General features: G+C 44.6%; 14 protein-coding genes and 1 pseudogene. 6 read left to right on the top strand and 9 right to left on the bottom strand.

Going from position 1 to position 17,684, the window contains the following annotated elements:
• Positions 1 to 6: 6 nt before the first annotated feature.
• Positions 7 to 678, bottom strand: coding sequence for a type 1 glutamine amidotransferase domain-containing protein (locus tag OCV52_RS09315; protein ID WP_137408596.1), 672 nt, complete (start codon positions 676 to 678; stop codon positions 7 to 9).
• Positions 679 to 885: 207 nt separating this feature from the next.
• On the opposite strand from OCV52_RS09315, the gene OCV52_RS09310 reads away from it, so the two are divergent.
• On the top strand, positions 886 to 1,770 hold the full coding sequence (locus OCV52_RS09310) for a LysR family transcriptional regulator (RefSeq protein ID WP_137408595.1): 885 nt from the start codon (positions 886 to 888) through the stop codon (positions 1,768 to 1,770).
• Positions 1,771 to 2,084: 314 nt separating this feature from the next.
• Positions 2,085 to 3,335, top strand: coding sequence for a sensor domain-containing diguanylate cyclase (locus tag OCV52_RS09305; RefSeq protein WP_019821838.1), 1,251 nt, complete (start codon positions 2,085 to 2,087; stop codon positions 3,333 to 3,335).
• A 108-nt stretch (positions 3,336 to 3,443) separates the two neighbouring features.
• Here OCV52_RS09305 and OCV52_RS09300 read toward each other — a convergent pair whose 3' ends face one another.
• Entirely contained in the window at positions 3,444 to 4,268 is an 825-nt protein-coding gene (locus OCV52_RS09300) for a DUF2797 domain-containing protein (RefSeq protein ID WP_137408594.1), read from the bottom strand.
• 302 nt (positions 4,269 to 4,570) lie between these two features.
• On the opposite strand from OCV52_RS09300, the gene OCV52_RS09295 reads away from it, so the two are divergent.
• Both OCV52_RS09295 and OCV52_RS09290 read left to right on the top strand, forming a co-directional pair.
• On the top strand, positions 4,571 to 5,866 hold the full coding sequence (locus tag OCV52_RS09295; protein WP_137408593.1) for a GGDEF domain-containing protein: 1,296 nt from the start codon (positions 4,571 to 4,573) through the stop codon (positions 5,864 to 5,866).
• 123 nt (positions 5,867 to 5,989) lie between these two features.
• Positions 5,990 to 6,340: pseudogene (locus tag OCV52_RS09290) on the top strand (GlpM family protein).
• A gap of 241 nt (positions 6,341 to 6,581) precedes the next feature.
• Here OCV52_RS09290 and OCV52_RS09285 read toward each other — a convergent pair.
• From OCV52_RS09285 to OCV52_RS09275, 3 genes are all read right to left on the bottom strand, one after another.
• Positions 6,582 to 7,952 (bottom strand): SLC13 family permease, encoded by a 1,371-nt coding sequence (locus tag OCV52_RS09285; RefSeq protein ID WP_137408592.1) that lies wholly within the window; start codon positions 7,950 to 7,952, stop codon positions 6,582 to 6,584.
• A gap of 199 nt (positions 7,953 to 8,151) precedes the next feature.
• Positions 8,152 to 8,904 (bottom strand): SanA/YdcF family protein, encoded by a 753-nt coding sequence (locus OCV52_RS09280; protein ID WP_137408591.1) that lies wholly within the window; start codon positions 8,902 to 8,904, stop codon positions 8,152 to 8,154.
• Positions 8,905 to 9,065: 161 nt separating this feature from the next.
• Complete coding sequence (locus OCV52_RS09275; protein WP_061032752.1) at positions 9,066 to 10,754, bottom strand: NAD-dependent malic enzyme; 1,689 nt, start codon at positions 10,752 to 10,754, stop codon at positions 9,066 to 9,068.
• Between the two features lie 184 nt (positions 10,755 to 10,938).
• Here OCV52_RS09275 and OCV52_RS09270 point away from each other — a divergent pair, with 184 nt between their 5' ends.
• Together OCV52_RS09270 and OCV52_RS09265 are read left to right on the top strand one after the other, a co-directional pair.
• Positions 10,939 to 13,335, top strand: coding sequence for a helicase-related protein (locus OCV52_RS09270; protein WP_137408590.1), 2,397 nt, complete (start codon positions 10,939 to 10,941; stop codon positions 13,333 to 13,335).
• A 203-nt stretch (positions 13,336 to 13,538) separates the two neighbouring features.
• The gene (locus tag OCV52_RS09265) at positions 13,539 to 13,916 is read left to right on the top strand and encodes a hypothetical protein (protein WP_004738481.1); all 378 of its coding nucleotides are present in this window, start codon (positions 13,539 to 13,541) and stop codon (positions 13,914 to 13,916) included.
• Positions 13,917 to 14,026: 110 nt separating this feature from the next.
• Here the strand turns inward: OCV52_RS09265 and OCV52_RS09260 are convergent, their stop codons facing one another.
• From OCV52_RS09260 to OCV52_RS09245, 4 genes are all read right to left on the bottom strand, one after another.
• Positions 14,027 to 15,130: a phosphoribosylaminoimidazolesuccinocarboxamide synthase gene (locus OCV52_RS09260; RefSeq protein ID WP_137408589.1), complete on the bottom strand. Its 1,104-nt coding sequence runs from the start codon at positions 15,128 to 15,130 to the stop codon at positions 14,027 to 14,029.
• Between the two features lie 237 nt (positions 15,131 to 15,367).
• Positions 15,368 to 15,775 carry a SulA-like leucine-rich domain-containing protein gene (locus OCV52_RS09255; RefSeq protein ID WP_061032749.1) on the bottom strand — a complete coding sequence of 136 codons (408 nt, stop codon included), beginning with the start codon at positions 15,773 to 15,775 and terminating at the stop codon, positions 15,368 to 15,370.
• A gap of 337 nt (positions 15,776 to 16,112) precedes the next feature.
• Positions 16,113 to 16,301, bottom strand: a complete 189-nt coding sequence (locus OCV52_RS09250; protein WP_004738475.1) for a hypothetical protein — start codon at positions 16,299 to 16,301, stop codon at positions 16,113 to 16,115.
• 165 nt (positions 16,302 to 16,466) lie between these two features.
• The gene (locus tag OCV52_RS09245) at positions 16,467 to 17,555 is read right to left on the bottom strand and encodes a J domain-containing protein (RefSeq protein WP_137408588.1); all 1,089 of its coding nucleotides are present in this window, start codon (positions 17,553 to 17,555) and stop codon (positions 16,467 to 16,469) included.
• Between the last annotated feature and the right edge of the window lie 129 nt (positions 17,556 to 17,684).

Genomic DNA, 17,684 nt, shown 5'->3' with positions numbered 1-17,684 from the left:
GCTCGATTAAGAAAGGTGCTCAACAATCGCGACACCGACAGCGTGTGCGCTTGTAGGGTTTTGACCAGTAATTACTCGCTCATCAACAATCACAAGCTCTTGCCAAGGTTGAACCTTGTTGAAACGTGCTGCCCCACGAGCTAGCGACTCTTCCAGTAGGAATGGAATGTCGTTGATGGTGCCAAAGTCGATCTCTTCTTCACGTGTAAAGCCAGTCACTGATTTAGAGCTCAGAAGTGTTTCGCCATTGCTCAATACGATAGGTAGCAGGGCTGCTGGGCCATGACATACTGCCGCGACAACGCCACCGTCTTCATAATGCTTGGCAGCGATGCTAGCGAATTGTTCATTAGATGCTAGGTCTGAAAGCAGGCCAAAACCACCTGGGTAGAAGATCGCATCATAGCTGTCTGCATTGATTTGGCTTACTGGAATCGTGTTGTTAATGCGGTTTTGGAAGTCATCATTCGCCAAGATTTCAGCATTAACCGTATCGCCTTCAATATCGGTTCCGTATAGAGGTGCTTTGCCACCATTTATAGAAGCGATGTCGTATTCGAACCCAGCAGCCAAGATCTCTTTCAGAGTGTGGGTAAGTTCTGGAGCATAAGTGCCGTTCGCTTGATCTGTCTCGCCAAGTGTCGCGTGGTTAGTTACTGGAATTAGTATTTTTTTCATGATTCGTCTCTTTGAGCTGCTGCTTTTCTATTTGTAGGTTGGCGCTTTTCTCTAAGCACTAGTGCTTGGTGTTAGCCTGTGCACTGTGACTTAGCTATCGCCGCCTTGTTACATCTAATACTAGTTCCAAATCATTTAGGTGATAATATACTTAAAAGGCAAAACATTGTTGCTATATAGCAAAGATAAAACGCGAGTAGGTTAAGTATGGATAGCTTTGAAGGGATTAACGAATTCGTTGCGGTTGCCGAATGCCACGGTTTTTCTGCGGCCGCTAAGCAGTTAGGTTGCAGTACCAGCCATGTGAGTCGACAAGTTTCAAGGTTAGAAGAGCGAGTTGGGGTGGCTTTGCTTGCCCGTTCAACGCGCATGGTGAGCCTGACTGAGTCTGGACATACTTACTACCAACAGTGCAAAGATTTAGTTATTGGGCTACAACAAGCCAATGAGCAAGTTACGTCTCAACAAACTCAGCTTAGCGGTACATTGCGTGTTAGTGCGGCGGGCGCATTTGCCGAGAATCATGTTGCGGCAGCGCTGATGGAGTTTGCAAAGTCTCATCCAGATCTAACCATTGAAATGAACTTCAACACCAAGATGGTGAACTTTATTGAAGACGGTATCGACTTCGCGATTCGTTACGGTCGGTTAGATGACTCAGGGCTGGTGGCAAGAAAGTTGGTTGATCGCCCAATGGCAGCCGCGGCAAGCAAAGCGTATATCGAGCAATATGGCGCCCCCACTCATCCAGAACAGTTAAAACAACACAGCTGCATTATTGCCAATAGTGACCAATGGCTGTTTGAGCAAAATGGAAAGCCATTGAATGCGGTAAGAGTGCATGGTCGATGGAGAAGTAACAATTCAAGCGCGGTACTGAAAGCTTGTGAAGAGGGACTCGGCGTTGTGTACCTTCCTAGAAGTAGTTTTAATGGGGGGCTAACCAATGGCAAGCTGGTTCCTGTGCTAGAAGAGTATTGGGGCTCGGGCACAAGCAGTTGGATTGTGTATCAGAACCGACGCTTTCTGCCTCAGAGAGCACGGCTAGCGATAGACTTCTTAGTTGCTTATTTCTCTGATTGGGATGAGTAGTGCTAGTGCTGTTTAAGCTAAGAAAACAGAAACTAGAACAGATAGAAACCAAAGAAGCCAAAAGACAGAAAAGTTAATCATAACATTGCTATAGGTTATCTATTTCTGTTTTTTGGCGCGCGTAATCAGATTGAGAAACTTGTCTACTTTTACTAAGTCGTGCTAGCGATTGAATTGTAGAGAAGCGGTCAGCAGTACGATATACTACGGTTTGTATTAATGTCCCTAAGCGCGTAAGAGAATATATGGAAGCGTTGGCAGGGCGTGTTGTTATGCTCCATTTTATGAAGTGTAGCTAGATTGCGGAGTTGGCAATGTTTTCTATAAATTTCGAATCCACTTACGGTGTCATAATTATTCAAGATATGAATGTGGTTAGTGTCGATGCTAACTATGCTCGTATTTATGGTTACCAATCTCCCGAAGAATTATTGGCCAATATTGACAGCTTTCTGGATCTAATTCCTGAAGAGTTCCATGTTCTCGCCTACCAAAACTATCTTGAAACGGTTAGTGGTCAACGAGACCCACAAGTTCACACCTTTACCAATGTGGACCGAAACGGCAGAGAGTTCACGGTTTTTTCTATTGATCATGTCACAGAGTGGCAGGGAAGACCGGCGCTACAAGTGACCGTTATTGACCTTAGCCCAGCTATTCAGCTGCAGAATATTGTCCGCAAACAAGACCAAATGTATCGCGATATGATCATGCAATCGGGGCAGGGAATATTAGTACACCGAGATTTTAAACCTTTGATGGTTAACCAATCTTGGGTGAACTTACAAGGTGGCAAGTCGATAGAGCAGGTATTGCAGCTCGACTCTATTCTTGATTTGGTGCCAAAACAAAACGTAGAAAGTATTTATCAACGTTACCAGACTGTCATGTCGGGTGAGCCGTCGGGTACCAGTAATGTGGTTGAGAATATCGGCTTGGATGGTGTCCATCGATTTTTCAATATCTATGACAACGCAGTTATCTGGGAAGGTAAGCCAGCCATGCAGGTTGTGCTTGAAGATGTCACCCAGAAAGTGATGCTAGAAAAGCAGCTCGTGCATCAAGCGAATTACGATGAGATGACGGACTTACTCAATCGTCGAGCTATTTATGAGTGGTTTAGAGAACACATGACCTCTGACAATCACCTTGTGTGTATGCTGCTCGATATTGATGATTTTAAATCGATTAATGATACATACGGTCACATGGTCGGTGACGAGGTGATCTGTGCGTTGGCTAATATTACTAAGCGCAGTGTTGAGAGTGTGGGCGGTGTTGCGGGTCGCTGGGGTGGTGAAGAGTTCATCGTCTTCCTTCCAAATGCAACGTCAGAAATGTCACATGAAATCTCTGAACAAATTCGTCAACAGTTTAATCAAGCAGAGTTTAAAATCGACGAACAGACTCGATTCAATTCGAGTGTTAGTATTGGTATGAGTGATAGCCTTGCGTGTGAAGAGCGCATGACGATCGATGCTTTGGTTAACCTCACTGATCAATCTCTTTATCGCGCTAAAGCCAATGGTAAGAACTGTGTAGATGGGGATATGGTCGCGCTCTAGTCTTTTCTCATTATTTTTTAAAGCGGATCGTCTCATCTGAAATAAAAATGCCCTGAAGCAGAAGCCTCAGGGCATTTTTGTATCTCACTTGTCATGGTGCTCCGCTGTTTAAGCAGAGACCTCAACTTCGTAAGAACCAAATTTACGGATGTTAATCACGCCCGTATCAAGGATTAGGTATTGGCCTTTAATGCCTTGCAGCACGCCAGACACTTCAGGGTTCTTATCAAAGTTATGCGAAACAATCTTCACCGGGTGCTGTTCAACTGGGTAGCTTAGTGAAGTGATGTTCTCACTCAACACTTCGATAGCATCGTCACCGAATTTTGCTTTGATCTCTTGGATCTTATCTTCCACCAGTGGAAGCAGCTCTTTTGCTTTCTCTACCAGTTCCATGTCGTCGCCATCGCCTTTCAGCAGTGTGCGCCAGTTAGTTTTATCAGCAATGTGTTTTGCTAACTCAACTTCGATCAGGCCAGAGATTTGGCGAGTTTTAACCTTAAGGATTGGTAGGCCTTGTGTTGCGCCTTGGTCAATCCAACGGGTAGGGATCTGCGTGTGACGAGTGATACCTACTTTTAGGCTTGATGTGTTCGACAGGTAAACGAAGTGATCAACCATGCAGTTTGCTTCGCCCCATTCAGGCTCACGACAGGTGCCTTCATCGTAGTGGCAAGTCTCTGGCTTCATGATGCACATGTCGCAACTTGCTAGCTTTTTCATACACACAAAGCAGTGGCCTTGAGAGTAACTCTTCTTGGTTTTCTTGCCACAAGAGCAGCAAAAAATATTGCCAGTGTGGGTGAGGTTGATGGTTTTACCAATCAGAGGGTTTAGTTCTACATACTCTTCGCCTACAGGCAAACGGTAGGTTACCGCGCCATCAAGGGAAGCACTCATCTTCTTGAGTGTTCCTTTCGCTAATAAAGACATGACATTACTCATTGTATTTTGATTATTATTTCGCCGACTCGTTTGCGCTGTGAACAGGCAGTACGGTTAGCGATGATTATGCGATGAGTATAACAAATGGCGCCTGTTTTTATACGCAATAATACTTGATTCTCGGCGTAAATAATTAGCATGAAATATAAGCATAAAAATATAGTATGACATTTTGTTCAGGCGTGATATAACGGTTTTTAGTAAATTTTTGGCATTAAGATCACTAATTTACGTCACTTATTTTATATCGTGAAATCCCAAAGATAGGGATATATGCCGGAAGCTTAGATGTGAAGTGGATCCATAAGATAGTCATCTTTTTAGTTATCGCGACGCTTGCCATAGTGCAGTACTACCGTGTTAGCGGAAATCGCGTGATAACGGCAATTACACCAGACAAATATGAGTTTATTGCAACCAGTGATCAGGTCGATAGAGGCGTGAGTACGTCTCAATTATCCTTTGCTAATGGGCAGTACATTCTTGATTGTGAACTGAAAGAGTCTGAGTACCCTTGGCCTTATTGTGGCTTGTCGATTCGTATTGACCCAGACATCACGGTTGGCCTCGACCTTTCCCAGTATCACACTTTTAGAGTCAACATCGATTACCACGCGGAAGCGGACTCTAGCGGCCGTTTACGAACTTACCTACGCAATTACAACCCTGCTTATTCGGTTCCGGATAATGAGTACACGCATAAGTACAATGGCATGGAGTTTTCGCCAGGTGTCGATGGCGGCGTGATTGAAATACCGATTAAAAACCTGCAAGTGATGACATGGTGGCTTGCAGATAATGACATCGCGCTAGAGCACTCTGCTCCCGAGTATTCCAACGTAAATATGGTGGAGTTCGCGACGGCATCAGGCGCAAAACTTGGGCATCATCGCATTGTTATTCGTAGTATCGAATTTGAGGGCTCTTACATCACCGCCGAGAGCTTGTTCTTAATCTTGCTGTTTGTTTGGGTTGGTACTGGCACCGTATTCTTAATTTCAGAGTTACACAACTCGCGCAAACGTATGGTGATTGCCGAGAAAAGACATCATCATCTTAAGAACGTTAACCGAGCATTAAGAGAGCAAAACTTTGAGTTCTCGGAAATGGCGCATCGTGATGAATTGACCGGAATCCTTAACAGGCATGCGATTCGAGACTGGCTGAAGATGCAGTCACAACATGTCAAACAAGGGCACGGTAAGTTAAGCATGCTCTATCTTGATATTGATTACTTCAAGAGTGTGAACGACAAATACGGCCATCAAATGGGTGACCATATTCTAAGAGAATTTAGTATGGTGGTCGGTAGTGCAATCAGCCCGACAGATATATTGGTGAGATGGGGTGGTGAAGAGTTCATTGTTTTTTGCCCTGAGACTGATCTTGGCGAAGCGCAAAGAAAAGCTGAGAAAATTCTCCTCTTAGTTAGCCAACACCTTTGGGTTCATGGTGACCCACTGACCTGCAGCATTGGTGTTGCTGAAATGAAGCAAGAGAGGGTGACAGAGACGATTGCTCGCGCTGACGAGGCGCTCTATCAAGCTAAACATTCAGGACGCAATCAGGTGATCTTGAGCCACTAATCTGCAAATTATTTTGATTGTTTTATAAGCCACACGTGAATATGTGATGTGTGGCGTTTTTGTGGGCGCTGTATGAGTTTACTCTCTAGAGTTTTTGTTGGTTTGTTTGGATAACGTATTGAAATGATCTCATTGTTCTTTAAATGTTTGCTTGGTGCTGCAGCGGTTTTGTTGATTGCACTGTTGTCGAAAAGTAAGAGTTTTTATGTATCAGGGCTTGTACCTTTGTTTCCTACTTTTGCCTTGATTGCTCATTATATTGTCGGCACAGAGCAAACCATGGTAGAGCTGCGTACTACCGCACTGTTTGGCCTGTTTTCTCTGGTGCCATACGCGGCTTATCTAGGGGCTGTGTATGTGTTTAGCTATCGCTAAAGCTTAGTGTCGACTCTGTCGCTGGCAACAGTGGTGTTGGTGCTGTGCGCCTCTATGTTGCTTATCGGCTGGACGCGTGTTGTGCCGAGTGTGGCGTAAGAAGGCGTTATCCAAATGGGAATGGTTGCTTGATAGGTATGCAAACACCCAAACAAAAAAGGTGGCGAGGAGCCACCAAAAAGGGAAATCGTTTTATTCTTCTTTTTAAATGCCCGCTTAGTGATAGCCTCAAGTAAATGATGGCTTCACATTGAGTGGGCATTTTTATACTGGCTGAGCGGGGGAACTGCAGCCAGTTTCGTCAGAGCATTTGCTTATGCAGATCTCTTATCAGTGTTTATTACCAGAAGATCCAAGCGAACAGTGTTAGCACTAGGATACAAACTAGGTTTAGAACCATACCAATTCGCATCATCTCTTTCTGCTTGATATGACCTGAGCCAAATACAATCGCGTTTGGTGGTGTTGCAACAGGTAACATGAAGGCACAAGATGCAGCGACAGCGATTAATGCAGACAGGATAACTGGCGACATACCTAATGCTTCAGCAATGGTGGCGAATACTGGTACTAACAATGCTGCACTTGCTGTGTTACTCGCAAATTCTGTTAGGAATACCACGAACGCGACTACCGCTAGAATCGTTAGTAGCACACCTGCTGTCTCTAAGAAGCCACTTAGTGAATGCGCTAGGAATACACTGGTACCAGTCGCTTTAAGGATGTTACTTAGACAGATACCACCACCGAATAGAATCAATACACCCCAGTCGGTTGTCTTTTCAACATCTTTCCATTCTACCGCTCTAGAAGTGCCCAGCAGTACGATTGCACCAATTGCAACTAAGCTATCGAACTTAGAGAAGCCGCCGATCATTGCGTTGATTGGTTTACCGAAAATCCACAGAGTCACGGTGAGTAGGAAGATAGACAGTGTGATTTTCTTGCTGTTTGTCCATTCTACTGGCGCGTGGTCTAGCTCGAACTTGTGGTTTAGTTTTGGCTTGGTCATCACGTAAAGAATCAACATTGCGATTGGCAATAGAATCATCGAGATTGGCAGGCCAAGTGCCATCCACTCTGTGAAGCTAAGGCCAACTTCTGCTGCAGCGATAGCGTTCGGTGGGCTACCTACTAGGGTTGCGATACCACCGATAGACGCACAGTAAGCGATACCCAGTAGCACGAACACGTAAGTATTGCGGTCTTCACTTTGGTCTACTTTGTTCATGATACCAAGTACAAGAGGAAGCATCATTGCGGTCGTTGCTGTGTTAGAAATCCACATCGACAAACCAGCACTCACACCGAATAGCATGAATACTGCGACCGACATTCTGCCTTTTGCAATCAGCAGTACTTTGTCGGCAATCGCTTTATCAAGTTCTTGCTTGTTGAGCGCGGCAGCAAGAGCAAAACCACCCAAAAATAGGAAGATGATTGGGTTAGAGAAGTTCGCCAATGCAGCGGGCGTGTTGAAGACACCAAACAGGACAGCCAAGAGTGGAACAAGCAGAGCGGTGATGCTGACATGAATAGCTTCGGTTAACCATAGAACCGCAACGAACACGAGAATACTCAAACCAGTATTGACTTGTGATTCGAAAGGAAGAGTGTTGAGCAAGAGTGCGAATAGCGTGAAATTACCAATTAATATCATGCTGTTGCGGGTAAACAACCAGTGTTTCAGTGTAGTAACAAGTGCCGTCATAAGGCGCTCCTTTTGTTTATCCTCGTTTATGGATGCACTTGCTTCATTGAGCTGTGCTTATTGTTTTTCGAGGAATATTGACTTCATGTAGGGTTGGGCTTTGTTGAGGGAATGTTACTTAAGTTAATAAAGGGGCGTTGGTGTGTTTTTGTGTAACAGTAGGGAAATGTGAGGCAACAAATTCAAAATGTGTAGATTTCTACACATCGGTCTCTGAAGGGGCAGAAATAGGGCTTGGAATTGGTGATATTTCTTGTTTTGGGCTAGGCTGAATCGGCTCTTTCGGGCCAAGGAATTTCGGGGTTGTACCCATAATATATAGGTCGAGGAAGGCTTTGGTACGAGCAAACACTTCACGTAAGCGTATTGATGTTCCGGAGTGTTGAGTCGGCCCGGAAACCGCCAAACATTGCGCGTGAATATCATATGAGTTGGCGATAAATAGCGCTCGTTCACAGTGGAATTTTTGAGTGATGATTAGGAAGTTGTCGGTATCGAAGATCTTTTTCGCACGAACAATCGAGTCTAAGGTTCTAAAGCCCGCGTAGTCGAGGTTGATACGTTCATCAGGAACCCCCGCTTTTAACAAGTCGCGCTTCATTGTCCACGGCTCATTGTAAGAGCGGTGAGCGTTATCGCCACTTAATAAAAATTGGTCTACTTTTTCACGGTCGAACAGTTCTATTGCCGTTTCAATACGATGTTTGTAATAGTCGTTGAGCGTTCTACCCAAGTATTTGCTGGTACCCAGTACCACGGCAACCTCTACTTCTGGCACCTCATCGATGTCATAGATGATGCGGTCTTCGGCTTGCCACGAAACCCAATAATCGATCGCAATAACTGTAGCGCTGCCTATCAAGAACACAATGAAAGCGCCATACAGAAAACCTTGCAGTTTTTTGTATGCTTTTAATAAGTAGTTACGGCAAATGTGAGAATCGAATTTCACTCTCGGCATAGTCCTTTGACTGAGCATTATTTTTTGAGTGCTCGATAATACCAAATAAAAATGAGAAAAATCAGTTAAAAAGACAAGACAATGTAAAGAAAAAAGCCCCTGCAATGGCAGAGGCTCTTGTAAGAGTGGTATTTGAGAACAAGTACGCTCTATTAGAATGCAGTACGCTTGTAGCGACGGTAAACCGGCTGCCAGAAGTGCTGGTCAATCGCTTGTTGTAGTGCTTCTTCAGTGATTTCTAGTGCAACACCTTGTTCGATCGCTTTCTTACCAACAGCAAAAGCAATCTTCTTAGATACAGTGTGGATCTCTTCCAGTGGTGGAAGTAGAGCACCAGAACCATTGATTGCTAGTGGAGAACACGTCGCAAGTGCACGGCTCGATTCCATTAGCATTTCGTCAGTGATACGTGAAGCGTTCACAGCCAACACACCAAGGCCAATACCTGGGAAGATGTAGCTGTTGTTACACTGAGCGATTGGGTAAGTTGTGCCGTTGTGAACCACTGGCTCAAATGGGCTACCTGTTGCGACTAGTGCTTTACCATCTGTCCAACGAATGATGTCGTTTGGTGTTGCTTCAACACGGCTTGTTGGGTTCGATAGTGGGAACACGATAGGGCGTTCGCAGTGAAGGTTCATCTCTTTGATGACTTCTTTGCTGAATAGACCCGGTGCACCAGATACACCAACCAATACTGTTGGTTTTGCGTGACGAACAACGTCTAGTAGAGAGAAACCAGTACCATCGCTTTCCCAGTCTTTAGTGTTCGCGTTGGTTTGAACTAGGCGCTGTTGGAAATCAAGCAGGTTCTGCATGCCTTCCTGTAGTAAGCCCCAACGGTCAACCATGTATACTTGAGAGCGCGCTTGCTCGTCGCTGATACCTTCAGACACCATTTGAGCGATGATTGCTTCTGCGATACCACAACCTGCAGAGCCTGCACCCAAGAAGGTGATACGTTGGTCTGAAAGTTTGCTGTTTGCTGCTTTGCATGCTGCAAGTAGAGAACCCACAGTTACCGCTGCTGTACCTTGGATATCATCGTTGAAACAACAGATGCGATCTTTATAGCGCTCAAGTAGAGGCATTGCGTTCTTCTGTGCGAAATCTTCGAACTGAACTAGCGCATCAGGCCAACGACGTTGAACGGCTTGGATGAACTCTTCAACGAATGCATCGTAGTCAGCACCTGTGATACGAGGGTGACGCCAGCCCATGTACATTGGGTCAGCAAGACGTTGAGGGTTGTTTGTACCAACATCTAGCACGATTGGTAGCATGTAAGCTGGGCTGATACCGCCACATGCTGTGTACAGTGCTAGTTTACCGATTGGAATACCCATGCCACCGATACCTTGGTCTCCCAAACCAAGAATGCGCTCACCGTCCGTAACCACGATAACTTTAACATTGTGGTTTGTCGCATTATTCAGTAGATCATCGATACGATCGCGGTTCGGGTAAGAGATAAACAGACCACGACCACGACGGTAGATATTTGAGAAGTTCTCACATGCTGCGCCAACCGTTGGCGTGTAAATGATAGGCATCATTTCAGAGATGTGGTTTTGAACTAAACGATAAAAAAGCGTTTCATTAGTGTCTTGGATGTTACGAAGGTAGATATGCTTATCCATATCACTTTCGAAGTTACAATATTGTTTATATGCACGTCCAACTTGCTCTTGGATTGTTTCCGTTGTTTCCGGTAACAAACCTTCAAGGTTAAAAGAGCTACGCTCTTCAGCAGTGAATGCGCTGCCTTTGTTTAGAAGGGGTGTACTTAGTAGAGCAGGACCAGCATAAGGGATATATAGAGGGCGTTTATCGTTGTTCATTGGATGCCTAATATGGGAGAAATGGTAACTGAAAAATGATAACGGTTTAGTTATTCAATTGTAAATAGTTTCTCCCCGATCTTGGCAAACAAAATGATATTCTTTCTCCTATCCCACAGTTATCGAATTCTAACGTCATAATTCGTTATACTTTGCTCACATTTTTTCGCGGCTCTCTCTTTTTATGTCTCAACTTCCCATCGATAGCTATCAAAGTACTTTCCATCAACAGATCGCCGATTCTCACCTTGTTGTAGAAGCTGAAACCGGTTCGGGTAAATCAACGCGTTTGCCAATTTGGGCATCTCAACATGGGCGTGTGCTGGTGGTTGAGCCAAGAAGAATCGCTTGTACATCGTTAGCTAAGTTTCTAGCGAAAGAGTCGGGTGAGAAGCTGGGCAGCAAAGTGGGTTACGCCATCAAGCTTGAAGCACAATACAATGAGCAGACTGATGTAGTGTTCGTTACGCCCGGGATTGCCTTGCGTTGGTTAGCGGAAGATGGGTTAGCGAGTTTTGATGTAATTGTGGTGGATGAATTTCACGAAAGGCGTTGGGACATCGACTTGCTGGTGGCGATCCTCAAGCAGAAGGCGAGCCACCGTTTGGTCATCACATCGGCAACCATCGAAGGGGAGCGCCTCGCTGGTTATCTGCAAGCGAACAGGATCAGTTGTGAGGGACGAACTTATCAGGTTGATATCGAGCACAGAGCAAATGAATCTAGGGCTTTGCCAGATAGTCGGCATCTAGAGCAACGCATCGCTGAAGAGGTGAATCATCAACTTATTGCATCGCACGGCGATATCTTGGTTTTCCTTCCCGGCAAGAAAGAGATTGTGCAGTGTGAGCAAGCGTTGGCAAAACATCCGGATCTGCAAGTTGTTAAATTGCATGCCTCGGTGAGTGACAAGGAGCGAGACCTCGCGTTATCTGGTCGCAATACGGGTAACGAAAGTGGTAATAGAAACGATGGCAGAGGCTTGCGAAAGGTCATTCTCGCAACCAACGTGGCTGAAACCTCGCTAACCATTCCCGATATTGGTGTGGTGATCGATTTTGGATTGGAAAGAAGAACGGTTCAACGTAATGGCAGAACTACCTTGATGCTGAAATCCATATCACGCGCGAGTGCCAAGCAACGTGCCGGGCGTGCGGGTAGGGTAATGGACGGTGTTTGTGTTCGTTTTTACGGTGAGCATGCGGCATTAGAATTAGTCACGCCACCAGAATTGCAGCGTGAAGAGCTGACTGAGCCGATGTTGGCAGCGGCATGCAGTGGCTTCACTTTGGAGAGTTTGTCTTTCCTCGATCCCATTCCAGAAAAGTCGTTACACAGCGCAACACAAACTTTGCTGACGATGGAAGCGATTGACCACGACCATCAAATTACCGAGCACGGCAAAAAGCTATACCCACTGCCGATTGATGCCTTGTATGCCGATATTGTTACCCGTATTAAAACCAAAGCATTGAAAGAGGCGATGGTCGATCTCACCGCCGCATTGTCTGTGCCTGCTCGTTTATATCAGTTACCCAATAATGCTGAACATTTGGAAGCGCTCGCTCAGCAAGAAAAAGAGGGCTGTGATTTAACCTTGTTGATTCAGATTGTGCGTGGTTGTGATTATCCACACCTAGAAATCGACCAACAAGCTTTGGCGGAAGCACAAGGGCTTGCCGAGCAAATGCGTGAAGTGTTTGAGCTTCCTCAGTTGGAAGTTGCCTCTCGTTATCAACGTACCGCTCTACTTGAAACCATCATTAAGCTGCATCCTGAATTGGTGTTTGTGCGCCGTTTAAAAAGAAGAGAGGCGTTTGCTAACGGGTCACTAGAGGTAGTACTTGGTCGTCAGCATCGTTTTCCTGATAACGCGCAGGCTATGTTGGTGTTGGATACTCACAGCCTTCCTGGGCGAGGGGTTAAGCAGACACTGACTCTCGCAACGACCACAGCACCGCTTACGCTCGATCTGATGGTCGAGGCGGAACTTGGCGAATGGCAACAGGGTGAAACTATGGTCAATGATGATGGTGTGTTTACCGAGATGGATTTGGTGTACGCAGGTCGCACAATCACGACAAAACTGGTTGCTGCAGAAGGTCAGTTGTCTTTAAAACCTATCGTGGATCTGGTGGTAAGTGGTACTCAGCTTCCTGGTTTTGCTGAGGCTCGCACTCGAGAGATCAAGCATTGGCAGCTGTACGTCAAACTTGGGCTGGATGAGCAAACCAAGTTTACCTCCGATATCGAGCAACTGAGTTTTGAATCGTGGTTTATTGAGCAGCTTGAAGTGCTAGGAGTTACCGATGTCAGTGAACTCGAAATGTTTGACGCATCGGACATTCCTTTTGAAGGTATCCCTAGTTGGCTATATACACAGTTCGCTGAAAAGTACCCGTTTTCGCTCACTCTTGCTGACTTGAACTTGGAGGTTGAGTACCTTGTTGGAAGAAAGCTGATTTACGTTCATTATCAGTCGGGTAGTAGAAAATCACCGCCGAAAAGATGGGAATTACCGACTTGGTCTGGCTGGCGTATTCAGTACAAAAAGGCGAGCCGAATTATTGATATAAAATAGATAGATAAGTTTTATCTTCAAAATATTAATCAAATAGGCGCATATATGATTTTTCAGTGGTGATTATGTTACAAATTTGATTTTTATATGCCATTTTAACCAATCAAAAGGTCATAAAAGACCATTCTTCTATATCCTATTGCTATAAAGAAAGAGTTGATAGATATTGAGTATATTGTGTTGCCAAAGTGTCGGGGGACATCATGGATAATCAGAAAGAGACGCGTGTAGAGTTTGATTACACAACTTTTCTTGGCGCCTCGTGCAGTAAAAAATGGACTTTTCTGGAAGCACTTACCACTATCGCTCCAGTGTTCAGTACCGTTTGGCGAGACAGCATCAAAGAGCTAGCAAGCCCAGAAGATCGCTTATGGCAAATGGCACTAAAATCGATGTCTACACGTAAGAGTGATGAATCGAACATCGTTACTTTGCTTAAGCTTGCCAAATTAGAAGGCATCAATGAGCTCAAAGTAGTGATGCCATATTCTCTTGAAGAAGAGCAGATCGAATACATCGAATCGCGTAGTCATTTAGTGATTGCAGGTAATACTGGAGAAGAATTTACTATTCGACTGTAAGCCTTGTACCAGTGAGAGCGATGCTCAAACAAGACTGAAATTATATGTAAAAAGGGCCTCAATATTGAGGCCCTTTTTGTATCGTAACGGTGTTTAAATCAACAAGATGATTAATCGATTAGCCCGTAGTCAGCACGCAATACGTCGATGATCTCTTGTTTAGGGTTTTCGCTCAGTACAATCTCAGCGCCAGTAATCTTTGCTGCGATATCAAGGTAAGTGCGCGAAAGAGACATCAGGGCATCCAATGGCAATTCATTGTCACGCGCTAGCGCTTCACGCTCTGGCATACGCTCTTTATTCAGCAGAATATCGGCATCAGGGAAGTAGTTAAGTAGGAACTGACGGAAACCTTCTTTTGAGTTTTCAACGATGTTGCCATTGTTGTATTGCTCTGTATCCCAGATACGAGATGAGTCAGGTGTGCCTACTTCGTCCATGTAGATAAGCTTCTCTTTGCCTTGTGCATCGTTCACGTAACCAAACTCAAACTTGGTATCAACGAAGGTTTGGTCTACTTTCTCTAACGCGTCACTGATGACGTTAAAGCCTTCTTTCAATAGCTTCTCGTAGTGCGCGATATCGCTCTCTTGTGAGAAGTTAAATGCTGCAAAGTTATCTTGGATGTTCTGACGCGTGATGTTTACATCGTCCGCTTCTGGTACACCAGGAATGCCTTTCAAAATACCTTTAGTTGAAGGAGTGATAAGAAGCTCTGGTAGTTTCTTGTCTTTCTCTAGACCTTCAGGCATTTCGATACCACAGAATTCACGCTCACCATGTGCGTACGCACGCCACATAGAACCTGTGATGTACTGACGACAAATCGCCTCAATCATTACTGGGCGAGCTTTTTGTACAATCCATACGAATGGGTGAGGGATATCAAGAATATGGCTGTCAGCAAGACCGTTGTCTTTAAAAAGCTTGAACCAATGGTTAGATATAGCATTAAGCGCAGCGCCTTTACCAGGAACACCTTTCAGGTTGCCTTCACCACGCCAGATACAATCAAATGCAGAGATACGGTCACTGATCACCATGATAGCTAACGGAGCATCAGGTGCTACGTCGTAGCCTTTCTCTTTAATTAGTCGTTGGCTATCTTCTTCAGTTAACCAGTAAACCGAACGAACCTTGCCACTGTGGACAGGTTTATCAGTGCGGATTGGGAGGTCATCATTTACGGCAAGAACTTGATCAGCGAGGCTCATTTAGACATTCCTATCTTTTATCAAACGTCATACAGAGAAGTGCAATGTGCACATGATTAGACGGGCATTATACCCAATCTAACGTTTGCTTCCAGAGAAAAAGCAAACGTTTGCTAAATCTGCTAATCAAATAAAAACCCCTGCCTAACTATCCACCAAATTTAAGGCGAAATGTAGGGCAGGGGAAGGCAGTATATTTGGACTATATTACAGAGCTATCTAGTAGCGCTATGTTGTTTAGTGAATGCGCTCTGAGTTGGCATCCATGAAGAAAACCTCACACTGGAAGCGCATACCTAATGTTCTTAAGTACTGTTGGCTAAATTGATCAATTGATGCGCTAGCAACGATCGCACTCGCATTCTTAGAGCGGATCGCTTTCTCTACTGTTTCAGCTTCGGTCATTTGGTGAGAAGCTTTCATGTGAATAACGCGGTCGCAGCATACGTTATGCTTCTGCAGCTGCTTAGCGGATGGTCTTGGCGTTTGAGCCGTAAATAGTAGCCATTGATGTTGATTGGACAGCAACGCCATTTTTGCAAATAACGCTTCATCAGTTGAATGATGAGCTGAGCGAGAAGCTGATGCAAATGCGCCGTGAATTAGCGGGCTAGAGTGTTGTGCTTTAACGTGTGCTTGAATCATTTTGCTGTCCTTATATACATGCTGTATGTGTATACAGTAGTTTTTGTTGCTTATAAGATCAAGCGCTTTTTGCGGGATTATTGGACGATTTCTTAGAGTGAAATGAAGTTTGTGCTTATAAGTCTATGAAATTAATTGATAAATTAAATTTGAATGATTTTTCCGTTTTTCTCAAAAATGGAAAAAAGTGTGAGCTTTATACAGGTGTATACAGTAGTTTTCTGTAAAAACCAGCGTATACACCTGTATAGAAGATAAGAAGATAAGAAGATAAGAAGATAAACGCTGGGCACAAAAAAAGCGCCTAAGGCGCTTTCTTATATTTCAATGGTGTAGCTTATCTCAGTGTTGCTTGGGAGAGTTTTGCTCTCATTTCCATCTCACCAATATTGAACTGGCGAACATCCATGGTCGCGATATCATTGCAATCTTTACATGCATGATGGCACTTACCATCTAGGTAGTCGTGCTTTTTTACTAGGCTTGGCTTTTTGCACCAATCACAAACGCCTTCTATTGTGAACATATTCTCTCCTCACCTGTTTAAGTCAGGTGTATTTTCGGCGCAAATTATGACACAACAGAGACCTATTAGTTAATAGTTTGTTACTCGTTTTTGAGAAGGTGATCGATTGCAACACTAATAAAATCGATATCTCTGTGAGATGGAAAGATAAAGGTGTGTAGTTGTTTACGATTTTGTAACACTTTGTAAGATCGTTTTTAGCGCACTGTTCAAACGTTTCATTTCTTCGTCACATCCCTGACCATCAGGGTGGTAAATCTTTGATAGTTGTTTATATCTCACCTTAATACTTTTCTGACTAGGAAGAGAGCTTGGCGTGTAGCCAAATAGTGCACAGGCTAACTGTAAATTGTTCGAACTTTTTTGGCCTTTTTGTTTCTTCAATTCGTTGAACATGGTCTGCAATTGACGTTTTTGCTGCTTAATGGCGCGGTTCTTCTCGCTCAGTTGCGCTTCGAGTGCCTGCTTCTGCGTTCCCAAGTCACTCGATTTCAGAATCTCTCTTTTTCGCGAGATCACCAAAGTCGCGCTGATACTCACGATAACAATCAGTAACGCCAATGCCGTACCAATCATATAGTCAGAGCCACTTAGGTTAGAGCTGAAGAGGTTAGAACTGGAGAGGTTAGATTGCACTTGGTTAGATTGCATTTGCTGAGATGCTCCCTGACTGTTGTCTATTTCAGAGCCGATACCCTCGTCGAGCTGTTCGATTGAAGAGATCTGTTTTGCACGTTGTTGGTTGAACTGTGCTTCAAGAACACGGTTGTAGCCATCTTCCGCGTCTGGGTTGTTTGGCAACGCTGCTTCATACCAAAGTTGTGCGGAGTCTAGTGGGCTGAGTAGCTCGTGTTCTGGGGAAGATTCGTAGAGCTTGGCGATTTCTAGTGTCGCTCGCTTGTTCCCTTGCAATGCGGTTTTGATAAACCATTCCAAGGCTAATTTGTTATCGGGCTCACCACCCGTTCCGGCCAAGTAAAGCTCAGCCAATCTGAACTGTGCATCTGCATTGCCGTTTTCCGCGGATTGTGAATACCAATAGAATGCGTCATCGATGTTTTTAGAGACGCCTATCCCTAATTCATACGCTTGTGCTAATTGATATTGTGATGCCGAGTCTTTAGGTGATGGATCTGCTGCGCTACGTTCTTCACTGTTATTTGCCGCGTGGGCGAGGGAGGAAAGCAATAAAACAAGGGCTAGAAGCAGTGTTCTCAGGGGCGATGATGTTAGAAAGTTGGATAGGATAAGCAAAAGATAAGTCTCGTAAAAAGCCCAGTGCCGATATCAGTATCAAGACGCTATGTAGTGAATAGTAAAGTCGTACAGCTTTGAATCAGCCATACCACAGACAAGCAACTATATAGCGGTTATTTCAATAGA

The organism is Vibrio chagasii, from assembly GCF_024347355.1.
In the GTDB taxonomy this organism is placed as follows: domain Bacteria; phylum Pseudomonadota; class Gammaproteobacteria; order Enterobacterales; family Vibrionaceae; genus Vibrio; species Vibrio chagasii.
The sequence above is the reverse complement of the archived record's forward strand: the minus strand, read 5'-3'. Positions and strand labels throughout refer to the sequence as shown.